Here is a 14360-nt window from a genome sequence, read left to right as displayed (position 1 = left end):
ACCGCGCCGGCACCCAGTTGCCGGCGTTTTTATTTCTTGAAGGAAATTCGATGAAAATCCGCTCTGTCTTGCCCGCGCTGGCCGCCGTGTTCCTCAGCCTGTCGGCCGGCGCCGTCCACGCGGCCGACGCCACGTGCGCCATTCCCCGCAACGTCAGCTACTACGATTACGACGTCAAGCCGTCGGACGAGAAGAACACGTGCTACAAGCAAAGCACCAACGTGCCCACGGATTCCTTCATCCTGGCGCTGTCGTGGTCGCCCGGCTTTTGCGACAGCCAGCGCCGCCGTGGCGAAGTGTCGAAGAAGGCTGCCTTCCAGTGCGCCGAGAGCAACCACTTCGGCTGGATCGTGCATGGCTTGTGGGCGCAGTCGGACCATCCGGCCACTTGCGAAGACATTTCCGTGACGCCGCCGCGCAAGACGGAGCTGCATCCGCGTTATTGCAAGGGCAACTTGCCGAAACTGGCGCCGTCGGAGATCCTGCCATATATGTGCATGCAGCCGGGCGAAGCCTTGCTGCAGGGCGAATGGGAAAAGCATGGCGCCTGCGACTTCGACACGGCCAAGGAATATTTCGAGAAGGAACGCGAACTGTTCCAGGCCTTGAAATTGCCGGATAGCACCATGCCGAAAAATGAACTGTTCCAGTGGATGAAGCAGCACAATCCGCAGCTGAAAGGCCGCTGGCTCGGCTATGAAAAGCACTCGGGCGAGCTGCGCATCTGCTATTCGAAGGATTTCAAAGTCATCGATTGCAAGAAATAAAACCCACATGATTATCCGATAACAGGGCGGCCCGGACTTCGCCGGGCTGCCCGGCAGACTCCGTTTATCCATGCTAGTGTCTTGCCTGCGGCCATATTCTTGGCTGCTAACAATGCCCGGCGCAGGCGTGGCTGGCGGCGCGGCATGGATTTCGTATCGGATCAATGATGTTCAAGCAAAACAGGGCGCAGCCCTTCCTCGTGGGCGAGGACGGCTTGCCGCCCAATGCCCGCTTATGGGCCATGCTGTCGCTGGCCATCGGCGTGGGCATGGCCTCGCTCGATACGGCGATCGCCAACACGGCCTTGCCGGCCATCGCCAGCGAGCTGCACACGACGCCGGCCGCCTCCGTCTGGATCGTCAACGTCTATCAACTGGCCATGGTGGCGACCCTGCTGCCGTTTTCCGCCCTGGGCGAAATCGCCGGCTACCGCCGCGTGTTTATCTCCGGCATGTTCCTGTTTACCTTGGCGTCGCTGGCCTGCGCGCTGGCCTGGTCCTTGCCCTCGCTGGTGGTGGCGCGCCTGTTCCAGGGCGTCGGCGCCAGCGCCATGATGAGCGTCAATACGGCGCTGCTGCGCGCCTTGTATCCCAAGCATTTGCTGGGCCGGGCCTTCGGCAACAATGCGCTCGTGGTGGCCGTCGCCTTCGCCATCGGCCCCACGGCCGCTTCCTTGATCCTGGCGACGGCCTTGTGGCCATGGCTGTTCGCCATCAACGTGCCGCTGGGCGTGGCCGGCTTCTTCCTGGCCAGCCGCATGCTGCCCGCCACCAGGCTTTCCGGGCATACCCTTGATGCGCGCACGGCCCTGTACAACGTGGGCGCCTTCGGCTTGCTCATCTTGCTGTTCGGCGATGCGGCCCATCATGCGGCCAGTTCCACCCTGCTGCCGGAACTGGCGGCCGTCGTGATCTTTTTTATCCTGCTGCTGCGCCGCCAGGCGGGGCACGTGGCGCCCATGCTGCCCATCGACCTGTTCCGCCGGCCCCTGTTCTTGCTGTCGTCGCTGACGGCCGTGTGCACGTTTGCCGCGCAGGGGCTGGCCTTCGTCTCGCTGCCATTCTATTTTGAAGTCACCCTGGGCCGCTCGCCCGTCGAGACGGGTTTCCTGATGACGCCGTGGGCCGTGCTCGTGGCCGTGATGGCGCCCGTGGCTGGGCGCCTCAGCGACCGCTATTCGCCGGGCGTGCTGGGCGGCATTGGTCTCGTGGCGCTGGCGGGCGGCTTGCTGACCCTGGTGTGGATACCGGCCCATCCCAGCGCCTTCGACATCGGCTGGCGCATGGCCGTGTGCGGCGTCGGCTTCGGCTTCTTCCAGGCGCCGAACCTGAAAGCCATCATGGGCAGCGCGCCGCCCGAACGGGCAGGCGGAGCCAGCGGCGTGGTAGCCACGTCGCGCCTGATCGGCCAGGCGACGGGCGCGGCGCTCGTCGCCTATTGCTTCACGGTGTCCGCCAGCCGGGGCACGACGTATGCGCTGTGCCTGGCGGCAGGGTTCGCCGCCGTGGCCAGCGTCGCCAGCTTTGCGCGCCTGGTGGTGGCGCAGCCGGCGTGGCAGCACGGCAAGCGCGACTGACGGGCAGCGCTCAGACGTCGATGGCCTTGTCCGAGTGCATGCGCTTGCGCAGCTCGAACTTCTGGATCTTGCCCGTCGACGTGCGGGGCAGGGGACCGAAATAGATGGCCTTCGGCACCTTGAATCCCGCCAGGTTGTTCTTGCAGAAGGCCATCAGCTCTTCCGCCGTCACGGTGGCACCTTCGCGCAATTCGACGAAGGCGCACGGCGTCTCGCCCCACTTCTCGTCCGGCTGGGCGATGACGGCGGCGGCCAGCACTTGCGGGTGGTGGTACAGCGCGTCTTCGACTTCTACGCTGGAAATGTTCTCGCCGCCGGAAATGATGATGTCCTTGCTGCGGTCCTTCAGCTTGATATAGCCGTCCGGATACATGACGCCGAGGTCTCCCGTGTGGAACCAGCCGCCCGCGAACGCGTCCTGCGTCGCCTTTTCATTTTTCAGGTAACCCTTCATGCAGATGTTGCCACGGAACATGATCTCTCCGATCTGTTCGCCGTCGGCCGCCACGGGCTGCATGGTTTCCGGGTCCAGCACGGCGACGGCGCTTTGCAGGTGGTAGCGCACGCCCTGGCGCGATTTCAATACGGCGCGTTCTTCCTGCGACAGGGCCGCCCACTCGTCCTGTTCGGCGCAGATGGCGGCCGGGCCATACACTTCCGTCAAGCCATACGAGTGGATCAGGTCAAAGCCCATGGCTTCGATCTTCGCCACCATGGCGGCCGGCGGGGGCGCGCCGGCCACCATGCCGCGCACGGTCCAGTCGATTCCCTCGCGCCAGTTGGCGGGCGCGTTGGCCAGGGCCGCATGCACGATGGGCGCCGCGCAATAGTGGGTGATGCGCAAGTCGCGCATCAGGTCGAACACGAGCTTGGGTTCGAACTTGCGCAGGCACACATTGACGCCGGCGCGCGCGGCCACCGTCCACGGGAAGCACCAGCCGTTGCAGTGGAACATGGGCAGGGTCCACAGGTAGACGGCATGCTTGGGCATGTCCCATTCCAGGATGTTCGACAGGGCGTTCAGGGCCGCGCCGCGGTGGTGGTAAACGACGCCTTTCGGGTCGCCCGTGGTGCCGGACGTGTAGTTGAGGGCGATGGCATCCCACTCGTCGGCCGGCGGCTGCCAGTCGTACTCGGGGTCGCCGCTGGCCAGCAGGCCTTCGTAGTCGAGGTTGGAAAAAGCCTCCACGTCCGGCCCCAGCACGTCATTGACCTGGATCACGCGCAGACCGGGAATCTGCGCCGCCATCTGGCGCGCCAGGTCGGCGAACTCCGTGTCGGCCAGCAAGACTTTCGCCTGGCCGTGGCGCAGCATGAAAGTCAGCGAGGCCAGGTCGAGGCGGATATTCAGGGCGTTGAGAACGGCGCCCGCCATGGGCACGCCAAAGCTCGCTTCCACCATGGCGGGCGTGTTCGGCAGCATCACGGCCACCGTGTCGCCCGTCCCCACGCCCAGCTTGATGAGGCCGGACGCGAGACGGCGCGTGCGCGCATACGTTTCGCGCCACGTCTGGCGGATGGCGCCATGTGCAATTGCCAGGCGATTGCCATATACTGCCGCTGCCCTGGCGATATAGTCGAGCGGGGTCAGGGCGGCGTAGTTGGCGCTGTTTTTGCCGAGGCCGGTGTTGAAATCAGGTGTCATGCTTGTCTCCTGGTAAAAAAATTCTGCAGCTCCCTGTTTCGGGATTGATACCGGTGAGCATAGCACCGGTGCGATAAAATCACTGTCATCTTAGTGACAGGTCTGGAAGATGGCATGGACAGCAACGACAGCGTGATCAGTGCAGTACCCGAACTCGACAGCCACGACTGGTTCACGGCCCTCGACGCCCGGCATCAGGCGCTGCTGCGCGCCGCCAGCGTCATCCGGCATTATGAGGCGGGCGCCTTCATCACGCGGCGGGGCGAACCGTCGGCGCACTGGATCGGCGTGCATGCGGGGCTGATCAAGCTGGCCGTCTACAACGCCGATGGGCGCGGCGCCACGTTTTCCGGCGTGCCGGCCGGCGGCTGGTGCGGCGAGGGCAGCGTGCTCAAGCGCGAACTGCGCCGCTACGACGTGGTGGCCGTGCGCGCGGCTGACATCATCCTCGTGCCGGTGGAGCTGTTTCATCTGCTGCTGGCCGAAAGCCTGTCGTTCAACGCCTTCGTCATCCGCCAGCTCAACGAGCGCATGGGGCAATTCATCGCCACCATCCAGAACCAGCGCCTGCTGGCCGTCGATGCCCAAGTGGCGCAGGCGATCGCGCAGCTGTTCCACCCCATGCTATATCCGCGCACGTCCAGCGTGCTTGAGCTGTCGCAGGAAGAGATCGGCTTGCTGACCGGCATTTCGCGCCAGCGCGTGAACCAGGCGCTGGGCCATCTGGCCGAACTCAAGCTGATCAGCATTGCCTACCAGGCCATCCGCGTCGTCGACCTCGATGGCCTGCGCCGCTATGGCGTGGCGTCGCTGTGATGACAGACTGGCGGCGCGATGTGTGGCATGCTGGCGGCTCGCTCACCACCTTGACCTGACGCATGGCCCTCGTTTCCGATCATCCCTTGCACCTGCTGGGCTTGCGCTTCCCGCTGCGGCTGCGCGTCACCGTGCGCCAGGGCTTTGTCACCTTGCACAATGAAATCGCCACCAAGAAGCTGGCCAGCGGCGACAGTTTCGTCGTGCCCGCCTTTCTGCGCTTCGCCTGCGACGTGATGCCGGGGCGGGGCAAGCCGGCCGTGTTCACCCTGGCGCTGGAAGGCGATGAGCCCGATGGCGGCCACGGCGGCGGCAAGCGCTGGAGCCAGGCGCTGGCGCAGCACATCTTTCACTCGCCGCAAGGCAAGTGGACGGCGGCCCGCCTGGCGGCCCTGTGGCAAGTCACGCCGCACAAGGCGCGGGCGCGCCTGTTTGCCGAGGGCGAGGCCTTATTGAGCCTGGTGCGCGAACAGCGCCTGGCGCACGCGCTGCACACGGCCGCGCAGGGGACGGGCGACGGCGACGCCGCGCGCGACCTGGCACAGGTGGCGGCCGGCTCCGGTTTCGCCTCCATTCCCGCCTTCTGCGATGCCTGCGTGGACGTGGCGGGCGTGCTGCCCAGCCTGTTCCTGCGCGGACAGGGGGCGCTTGCCAGCCCCGCGCCCGGATAGCCAGACTCCGTTATAATCGGGGCCATGGGACCTTTATCGAAGCGCAAACAGTGGCACATGTGGTTCGCCTGCCTGGCGATACTGCTCAATGCGCTGTCGCCGTCCCTGTCGTACGCGTTTGCTTCCCTGCACGCGAATGCGAATGGCGCCGTCGTCGACATCTGCTCGGCCAGCGGCGCCGTCTACACGCAGGCGGACCTGGCGCCGGCCGTCAAGTCCACCACCGATTCCGTGCTGCACCACATCGAACATTGCCCCTTTTGCCTGAACCATGCGGGCAAGGTGGGCTTGCCGCCGCCGGCCCTGTCGCCGCTGGCCGCCGTCACGGGCCACGATGCGTATCCGCCCCTGTTCTACCAGGCGCCGCAGCCGCAGTTCGCCTGGCTCGCTGCCAGTCCGCGCGGGCCGCCGTCCCTGGCCTGAGTACACCTGTTCTGCCTGCCGCCATGCGGCACGGCATCTGCTTCCTGATTTGTATCAACTACGCCCATTGGGCCGGAATTACCATGAAACGTCGTCTCTTCCTTCTCGCCGGCACGGCGGGATTGCTCACGCTCGCCGCCTGCGAGCCTGCGCCGAAACCCCATTACAACGGCCTCGACCTGACGGGCGGCGATTACAAGCCCGACTTCAAGTTGAGCGGTCCCGACGGCAGGGTGTACACCCTGGCCGACTTCAAGGGCAAGTACGTGATGGTCTTCTTTGGCTTCACGCAATGCCCGGACGTGTGCCCCACGGCCCTGTCGCGGGCGCTGGAAATCCGCCAGAAGCTGGGCGCCGATGGGGATAAGCTGCAAGTGATCTTCATCAGCATCGATCCCGAGCGCGACACGCCCGAGCTGCTGGGCGAATACATGCGCGCCTTCGACCCCAGCTTTCTCGGCCTGCGCACGGACCCGAAGAGCACGGCGCAGACGGCCTTCAATTACAAGGTCTTCTACCGCCGCGTGCCCAGTGGCAGCTCGTACACGATGGACCACACGGCCATCAGCTATGTGCTCGACACGGAGGGCCGCATGCGCCTGGGCTTGAAGCACCAGCTGACGAGCGACGAGTGCGTGCAAGACATCAAGACCTTGATGAAATCGAAATACACCTTATAACCACACCGAGGAATGATCATGACCCATCTGAAAACCCTGCTGGCCACGACGCTGGCCGTGCTGTCCTTCTCCGCCGCTGCCCAGACTGCCGTGCAGATCACCGACCCGTGGGTGCGCGCCACCGTGCCGCAGCAAAAAGCCACGGGCGCCTTCATGCAGATCACGGCGCCGAAGGCCATGCGCCTGCTGGAAGTGCGCTCGCCCGTGGCGGGCGTGGCGGAAATCCATGAAATGAGCATGGCGGACAACATGATGCGCATGCGCCAGGTCAAGGAAATCGCTTTGCCGGCCGGCAAGGCCGTGGAGCTGAAGCCGGGCGGCTACCACGTCATGCTGCTGGACCTGAAAGGGCAGGTGAAGGCGGGCGACAAGATCCCCCTGACCCTGGTGCTGGAAGGCGAGGACAAGCACCGCGAAACCATCGAAGTCAATGCCGTGGCCCGTCCGCTGGGCGCCACCAGCATGCCGGCCATGAAGCACTAAGCCTGCCGCTGCCTCTTGAACAGCCCGGTCCGCCGGGTTTTTTTTGCGCCCGTCTGAAAGTTAAACGGCTGTTTGATATAATTCCGCACAATATTAAACAGCTGTTTAACTAATGGGAATGGCATGGCGGAAGAGAAAGAAAACGAACCGGCGCGCGCGCGCATCCTGCAGGCGGCGGTGCAGCTGTTTGCCGACGATGGCTACAAGCTCGCGTCCGTGCGCAGGATCTGCGAAGCGGCCCACGTCAACGTGGCGATGGTCAATTATTATTTTCATGGCAAGGAAGAGCTGTATCTGGCCGCCTTCGACCATGCGCGCGAGCTGGCGCGGGCCTCGGCCGCCGACGTGGCCGCCGCCAGTGCGCGGGCGCAGCTGCCTGCCGTGGAACAGTTGCGCCTGGCCATCGAGGCGCTCGTGTCCGACATGCTGCGCCCGGGACCGGCGTCGCTGTTCAGCCGCCTGGTGGCGCGCGAACTGATCGAGCCGACGGCCGCCATCCACAAGCTGGCCGAGCGCAATGTGCGTCCGCAGCACGCCCTGTTTACGGGCTTGATCCGTGGCGTGGTGGGGCCGGCCATGCCGGACGATGTGGTGCAGAAATGCGTGTTCAGCGTGATTGGCCAGGTGGTGTTCTATGCCCGTTCGCGCATCGTGCATGAGCTGGTGGTGCCGGAGATCACCTATGACGATGCTGGCATCGCCAGCATCGCGCAGCACGTGGCCGCGTTTTCCCTCGCTGCTCTGGACGGCCTGCGCCGCCGGCACACTGCACAGGCGGGCGCATGAAGGCCCGCAACCTGACCCTGGTGCTGGCTGGCCTGTCCATGCTGGGTCCGTTCGCCACGGATACCTTCCTGCCGTCCTTTCCTGCCATCAGCACGCATTTCGACGTGAGCAGCGTGCTGGTGCAGCAGACCCTGAGCGTTTACCTGGCGGCCTACGCCTTCATGACCTTGTTCTACGGCACCTTGTCCGACTCGTTCGGCCGCCGTCCCGTGATCCTCGCTTCCCTGCTGATCTTTGCCGTGGGTTCCATCGGCGCCGCCTTCGCGCCCAGCTTTGGCTGGCTGCTGTTTTTCCGCGGCATGCAGGGCGCGTCGGCGGGGGCGGGCAGGGTGATCGGCCAGGCCATCGTGCGCGATACCCTGTCGGGCGCTGCCGCGCAAAAGATGCTGGCCAACATCATGATGGTATTCGGCATCGCGCCCGCCATCGCGCCCATCATCGGCGGCTGGCTGCACGTGGCCTACGGCTGGCAATCGACGTTCGTCTTCACCTTTTCCGTCACCGTGCTGCTGGCGCTGGCCTGCCTGAAAGGCTTGCCGGAAAGCTTGCCCGCCGCGCAACGCCAGCCTTTCCACCCGGGCACCATCGCCCGCAATTACTGGCAGGCGCTGCGCCACCGTGGGTTCCTGCTGCGTTCGCTGGCCGTGGCCTTCGCCTTTGGCGGCTTCGCCCTGTACATCGCCTCCGCCCCGCATTTTATTTTGGAATTGCTGCACCTGCCGGAAACGGCGTTCGGCTGGATGTTCATTCCCATGGTGGCCGGTTTGGTGCTGGGCTCGGCGCTGTCGGGCAAGCTGGCGCATACGGTGAAAAGCACCGTGCTGGTGCGCTGGGGCTTGCTGGCCATGGCGGCCACGGGCGCCCTAAACATCGCCTACAACCACTGGTTCGCCGCCAGCATCCCGTTCGCCGTCGTGCCCGTCATGCTGTACGCCTTCGGCATGTCGCTGGCGCTGCCGGGCATGACCATGGCCACCCTTGATATCTTTCCGCAGATGCGGGGCCTGGCCGCGTCCCTGCAGAATTTCGTGCAAATGCTGGTGTTTGCGCTGGTGTCCGGCTTTATCGCACCCTTGCTGTTCGACAGCGCCTTCAAGCTGGCGCTGGGCCAGGCCTCGGCCGTCGCGCTGGCCGCATTTTTCTGGTGGCTGGGCAGCCGCCAGGGGGCGGGGCAGGGCGCATCCGCAATGATCAAAACGACATGAGCGGCTGTGGAAAAAAGTGGCATGCTTCCTGCTTTGTTACACTGTGACAATCAGACCCCCGCTGCGGACACAGCAGCACGCGCGCGGGTCTAAGCAGTTTTGCAACTTTACCCTTGGCTATCATGCACTTGATTAACTCCAGTTTGAACCACGCCCTGCGCGTGCCGCTGGCTGCGGAAATCCATTCGCGGCCCTTCCTGCAGCTCGACGCTCCCGAGCTGATTACCCATCTGGCCGTCTACAGGGACGACAGCGCAGCGCCCGGTGCGTCGAACATGACGCTCCAGCACGCCACCCTGGCTGCCCTGTGCACGCATTTCGGCGTCACGCCTCCCAGCGCCGAAGCCAAGTATTTCTATTACGACTTTGGCCGCTTCCGCCTGAAATGGGAATGTCACACGGAATTTGCCACGTTTACCTTCGCCGAACATCCGGGGCAGGCCTTGCCGCTGGAACAGGCGTTCGGGCGCATGCCCCTGGAACAGTTGCCGCAGCAATGGCTGGCGGGCTTGAAGGGCAAGCTGATGGTGGCCGCCCACGTGGTGCTGGAACAGGCGACCGAGCCTGCCGAGATTTTCATGCAGGGTTTGTCGCGCGTCTTCGAGGGCAATACCCTGGCCGGCAGCAAGGTGCTGCAGGGCGGCGAACTGTGGACGGATTTCACCATCCAGTCGGACGGCTTCAGCCGCTTCGTCATCCGCGACGCGGGCATGCGCTCGCAGCAGTCGGGCCGTTTGGTGCAGCGCGTGCTGGAAATCGAAACCTACCGCATGATGGCTTTGTTGGGCTTGCCGTACGCCATGCAGGCGGCGCCGTCGCTGAACGCCATCGAAACTGAACTGGCGACCCTGGCCGCCGCCATGGTGGACACGGACGACGCGCCCGGCGGCGGGGACCAGGGCCTGGCGGAGCAAGCCTTGCTCGACCGCATCACGCGCCTGGCGGCCCGCATTGAAAAATTGTCGCTCGACAACAGCTACCGTTTTTCCGCCTCGAAAGCCTACATGGGCCTCGTCAAGGCGCGCATCGACGAGTTGCGCGAAGTGCGCATCGAGGGCATCCCCACGGTCGAGGAATTCATGGACCGCCGTTTGACGCCCGCCATGAACACGTGCGAGGCGATGGCCAGCCGCCAGGAAGCCATGGCGCAGCGCATCGCCAACACGAATGACTTGCTGCGCACGCGCGTGGGCATCGTGCAGGAGTTGCAGAACCGGCAAATCCTGCAATCGATGAACGCCCGCGCGGCCCAGCAACTGCGCTTGCAGCAAGCGGTGGAAGGCTTGTCCGTGGCGGCGATCTCGTATTACGTGATCGGCCTGTTCAGCTACACGGGCAAGGCGGCCAAGGTGCTGGGCTTGCCCGTGAATCCGGAAATCCTCGTCGGCGCCCTGGTGCCCTTCGTGGCGGCGGCCGTCTGGCTGGGCTTACGCCGCATGCACCACAAGCTGCACGCGGACTGAGCCGGGTAAGCACCTTGGCGGCTCCGGCGGCGCGTACGCCGCGCGCCGCCAATCTTTGCTATCGTGCGGGCCTCACCGTTCGACAAGGAAATCTGCGTGCTCGCCAAAGTTGGAGATATTTACAGCGTGTTTTCGTCCAGGCTGCAGCAGTATGTGGCTTGCCAGGTCACCGCCATCGAGGATGATGCTTCGTCCGGCAGAGCGCCGCTGGCCGCCGTCCTGGAGTTGGACTGGACGGGCGACGCCTTGCCCGATGCGGCGGCCGCGCAGGCGATGCGCCCGCTGGTATGCGATTACTATTTCTGGAACCGCCGCCACGACCACAGTTTCGTCAATGCCAAGGTGCCGCGGGCTTACACCCTGGTGGCCAATATCGCGCCCCTGGTCGATACGCACGTGAAGAGCTACAGCGGCGGCTGGCACATGGGCGACAGTCTGTATCGCCAGCGCCGCTGGGAGCAGGTCGACCCGGCCAGGCGCCAGCGATTCAAGGCGGCATCGAGCCAGGAAGTGCGCATAGGCGGCCAGGCCTTGCGCCAGAATACGAGCCGCATCGGCGACAGCATCCTGCAGGCGCTCGGCGACCTGTCCGAACTGGACCAGCTGCCTTGCCTGACGGCCATCGAGACGCGCCACGGCAGCGCGGCGCTGGCCGCCTATATCAACGGCAACCCCATCATCAGCGAAGTGCAGTGGCAGTCCTCGACGGTGAGCGAACTCGACTTGAGCGACAGCAATGTCGGCCGCCTCATCGTGCATGCGGAAGGCCTGCGCTCGCTGCGCCTGAACGAGGGCTTGAGCACCCTGATACTGAATGGCGCGCCGTCGCCATCGCTGCGTATCGACGACCCGCAGGCAGGGCGCTTCCTGCGCCTGCAGTGTGGCGGCGCCCTGGCGCCATTTCACGGCCTCGATGAATTGATGCACTTGTCGCTGAGTGCCATGCCGGCCGTGGATTTCGACGTGGTGGCGCAGCGTTTCCCCTTGCTGACTGAGTTGACCGTGTGGGGCAAGCCTGGGCTGGCATCGAACGTGGCCAGCATCGCCACCTTGGCCCGCTTGCAGGAGTTCACCGCGTATGATCTGTTCGGCTACGGCCCTGACGACTTTCCGGCGCCGGCGCAGTTGCCGGCCTTGTCCAGCCTGTACCTGGCCAGCCTGCCGGCCGATGCGGCCAAGGCCATCAAGGCCAGCTATAAAAAGGCGGCGGCGCTGGGCTTGAACCTGTCGGTGACGCGGCCGCGCAAGCCCGAATGGCTGGCGGAAAACCTGGACAACCCGTTCCGCGACTGGGATGGCCGCGAGCACATCTCGGCGGCGTATGCCCAGAAGGCCGCGCAGGCGTATAAAAAGCTGCTGGCCACGGCGCGCACCCTTGACGGCGCGAACGATGCCGGGACGGCGCAAGCCGTGGCGCAGGAAATGGTCACGGCCTATGTCGCCGTGTTCAACCAGATCGAACGGCGTTCCAGCATCATCGAAACGGTGGAGCGCGATGAAATCTACGTGGCGCTGGAGCAGGTGCTGACGCAGGCGCAATTGCCCGATGTGGCGGCCTTGTATGCCGTGTTCGACCGCTTGCGCGATTTCTAGCCGCCTTCGCAATGTAGAAAAAAAGTTCTAGACACGGGGTTCTAGAATCGGTATTCTAGCGTCATGTTAAAAAATACCTCCACTCCCCATCCCACGGCCGCCGAACTGGACCTGCTGCGCATCCTGTGGCGCCGCGGTCCTTCCGATGCCCGCGCCGTGTATGAAGCCCTGGCTGCGGAGCGTGCCGACGCCAGTTATGCCACCGTGCTGCGCCAGTTGCAGCTGATGCATGGCAAAGGCCTGCTGAGCCGCGATGAAAGCCAGCGCCCGCAGCGGTATGCGGCCGTCGAGGCGCAGGAAAAGCTGCAGACCAGTTTGCTCAAGGACTTGATCGGCAAGGTGTTTTCCGGTTCCGGCAAGGCCCTCGTGCTGACGGCGCTGCGCGAGCACGTGAGCGACGCGGAACGCCTGGAAATTGAAAATATCTTGCGTGGCAGCAATCATGACAGCGGCAAGGACGGCGGCCAGCCATGAGCCTGCCCATCACGGACCTGTTCCTGCCCGCGCTGGGCTGGGTGCTGCTGTATTTCGTCTGGCAGGGCCTGCTCATCGGCGGGGCCGCCGCCGCGGGGCTGTGGCTGCTGCGCGAGGCGGATGCGCGCTGGCGCTATGCGCTGTGCGCGCTGGCGCTGCTGCTGTGCCTGGGCTTGCCCACCGTCCATCTGCTGGCCCTGCTGCTGGATGGCGCCACGTCGTCCGGCCCGTTGTCGGCCATGGCGCCGCCCCCGTGGCGGCACGAGATGCAGGCCTGGCTGCCCGCGCTGGTGCTGGCCTGGAGCGCCGGCGTCGGCCTGATGAGCTTGCGACTGTGCCTGGGCCTGGCCTGGGTCGGCAAGCTGCGGCGCCAGGCCGTGGCGGCCCCGGCCATCTGGCAGGCGCGCCTCGATGCCCTGGCGCTGCGCATGGGCTTGCGCCAGCCGCTGCCGCTCAAGCTGCATGCGGGACTGGGCAGTCCCGTGACCCTGGGATTCTGGCGCCCCGTCGTCCTGCTGCCCGTCTCCTTGCTGAGCGGCATGCCCGTGGCGCTGGTCGAAGCCTTGCTGGCGCATGAGCTGGCCCACGTGCGGCGCTGGGATTACCTCGTCAACCTGCTGCAAAGCGTGGCCGAGGCGCTGCTGTTCTTCCATCCCGTCGTCTGGTGGCTGTCGGCGCGCATGCGGGCCGAGCGGGAACAGGTGGCCGACGCGCTGGCCGCGCAGGCGCTGCAGGACCCGCAGCAGCTGGCCACGGCCCTGCACGCCTTGTCCCTGCAGGCGTCCAGCGCGCGGCAGAGCGGCCTGCTGATGTCGGCCCGGGGCGGCGCGCTGCTGGCCCGCATCCGCCGCCTGATGGCGCCGGCGCCCGCTGCCACGGGCTGGAAACTGGCCGTGCCCGCCTTGCTGCTGGCCTGCGCCACCTTGCTGCTGCAGATGCAGGGCAAGGGCACGCCGTCCGCGGCGGTGATGGCCGATGCCACGGCCGCGATGCTGGACTTCCCCGTGAGCGCCCGGCACATGCTGGTGCTGGACGAGGGCGGCAAGGTGCTGATGGCCAAGGATGCCGATGTCGTCGTGCCGATCGCCTCGATTACCAAGCTGATGACGGCCATGGTCGTGCTCGACGCGGGACTCGATCCGCAGGAAAAGCTGCGCATCGTGCGCGCCGATGGCAATGCGTCGATGCAGCGCCATGGCCTGCTGGCCGACGGCGTCGCCGTGCCGCGCGGCGTGCTGCTGCAGCTGGCCCTGCTGCCATCCGAAAACCGCGCCGCTGCGGCACTGGCGCGCACCTATCCGGGCGGCAATGCGGCCTTTGTCCAGGCCCTGCAGGCGAAGATACGCAGCCTGGGCCTGACCCGCACCACCCTGACGGAAGCCGTCGGCAGTTCCGCGGGCAATACCTCCACCGCCACCGAAGTGGCGAAGATCGTGGCGGCCGCCGCGCGCTACCCGGACATTGCCCGCATCACCAGCCACCCGCAGGCCAGCGTCGCCGTCGATGGCAAATGGCGCACCTTGCGCAACACCAATCCGCTCGTGGGCGGCGAGGGCTGGGATATCTTGCTGTCCAAGACGGGCAGCAGCCACGCGGCGGGCAGCTGCCTGACCATGCGCATGCGCAGCGGCGGCAGGAACGTCACCGTCGTCCTGCTGGACGCGGATGGCGCGCAGCGGCGCTCGCTCGACGCGGGCACCATCCGCGACACCCTGGCCGGCAGGACGGCCCGCATGCACTGATTCCCCCTGGCGCGCCGCGTCGCGGCCGCCTTCTT

The 14360-nt window shown here is 65.6% G+C and carries 14 protein-coding genes; 13 read left to right on the top strand and 1 reads right to left on the bottom strand.

Features of this window, described 5'->3' with window-relative positions; all coding sequences use genetic code 11:
• Positions 1-50: 50 nt before the first annotated feature.
• Together AC07VL_RS11430 and AC07VL_RS11425 are read left to right on the top strand one after the other, a co-directional pair.
• A complete protein-coding gene (locus AC07VL_RS11430) occupies positions 51-767 on the top strand; it encodes a ribonuclease T2 family protein (RefSeq protein ID WP_494805942.1) in 717 nt (238 codons plus the stop codon).
• 167 nt (positions 768-934) lie between these two features.
• The gene (locus AC07VL_RS11425) at positions 935-2344 is read left to right on the top strand and encodes an MFS transporter (RefSeq protein WP_494805941.1); all 1410 of its coding nucleotides are present in this window, start codon (positions 935-937) and stop codon (positions 2342-2344) included.
• A 10-nt stretch (positions 2345-2354) separates the two neighbouring features.
• On the opposite strand, the gene AC07VL_RS11420 is transcribed toward AC07VL_RS11425, so the two are convergent.
• Positions 2355-3989: an acyl-CoA synthetase gene (locus AC07VL_RS11420; protein WP_494805940.1), complete on the bottom strand. Its 1635-nt coding sequence runs from the start codon at positions 3987-3989 to the stop codon at positions 2355-2357.
• Between the two features lie 114 nt (positions 3990-4103).
• On the opposite strand from AC07VL_RS11420, the gene AC07VL_RS11415 reads away from it, so the two are divergent.
• The 11 genes from AC07VL_RS11415 (at position 4104) to AC07VL_RS11365 (ending at position 14325) form a co-directional block, all read left to right on the top strand.
• Complete coding sequence (locus AC07VL_RS11415) at positions 4104-4805, top strand: Crp/Fnr family transcriptional regulator (protein WP_494805939.1); 702 nt, start codon at positions 4104-4106, stop codon at positions 4803-4805.
• A 62-nt stretch (positions 4806-4867) separates the two neighbouring features.
• Positions 4868-5476, top strand: a complete 609-nt coding sequence (locus tag AC07VL_RS11410) for a helix-turn-helix domain-containing protein (RefSeq protein WP_494805938.1) — start codon at positions 4868-4870, stop codon at positions 5474-5476.
• A gap of 24 nt (positions 5477-5500) precedes the next feature.
• The gene (locus AC07VL_RS11405) at positions 5501-5899 is read left to right on the top strand and encodes a DUF2946 domain-containing protein (protein ID WP_494805937.1); all 399 of its coding nucleotides are present in this window, start codon (positions 5501-5503) and stop codon (positions 5897-5899) included.
• Between the two features lie 83 nt (positions 5900-5982).
• Entirely contained in the window at positions 5983-6579 is a 597-nt protein-coding gene (locus AC07VL_RS11400; RefSeq protein WP_494805936.1) for an SCO family protein, read from the top strand.
• Positions 6580-6597: 18 nt separating this feature from the next.
• A complete protein-coding gene (locus tag AC07VL_RS11395; protein WP_494805935.1) occupies positions 6598-7062 on the top strand; it encodes a copper chaperone PCu(A)C in 465 nt (154 codons plus the stop codon).
• 123 nt (positions 7063-7185) lie between these two features.
• Positions 7186-7848: a CerR family C-terminal domain-containing protein gene (locus tag AC07VL_RS11390; protein ID WP_494805934.1), complete on the top strand. Its 663-nt coding sequence runs from the start codon at positions 7186-7188 to the stop codon at positions 7846-7848.
• Positions 7845-9053 (top strand): multidrug effflux MFS transporter, encoded by a 1209-nt coding sequence (locus AC07VL_RS11385; RefSeq protein ID WP_494805933.1) that lies wholly within the window; start codon positions 7845-7847, stop codon positions 9051-9053. The genes AC07VL_RS11390 and AC07VL_RS11385 overlap by 4 nt, the downstream gene beginning before the upstream one ends.
• A 122-nt stretch (positions 9054-9175) precedes the next feature.
• Positions 9176-10516 (top strand): DUF3422 family protein, encoded by a 1341-nt coding sequence (locus AC07VL_RS11380; RefSeq protein WP_494805932.1) that lies wholly within the window; start codon positions 9176-9178, stop codon positions 10514-10516.
• Between the two features lie 96 nt (positions 10517-10612).
• Complete coding sequence (locus AC07VL_RS11375) at positions 10613-12109, top strand: hypothetical protein (protein WP_494805931.1); 1497 nt, start codon at positions 10613-10615, stop codon at positions 12107-12109.
• 63 nt (positions 12110-12172) lie between these two features.
• Complete coding sequence (locus AC07VL_RS11370; protein WP_494805930.1) at positions 12173-12583, top strand: BlaI/MecI/CopY family transcriptional regulator; 411 nt, start codon at positions 12173-12175, stop codon at positions 12581-12583.
• Positions 12580-14325 carry a M56 family metallopeptidase gene (locus AC07VL_RS11365; protein ID WP_494805929.1) on the top strand — a complete coding sequence of 582 codons (1746 nt, stop codon included), beginning with the start codon at positions 12580-12582 and terminating at the stop codon, positions 14323-14325. The genes AC07VL_RS11370 and AC07VL_RS11365 overlap by 4 nt, the downstream gene beginning before the upstream one ends.
• Positions 14326-14360: the final 35 nt, after the last annotated feature.

The sequence above is a fragment of the Janthinobacterium sp. GW821-FHT03C08 genome (assembly GCF_059420905.1).
Note: the sequence above shows the minus strand (reverse complement) of the source record. Positions and strands in the feature narration are given on the sequence as shown.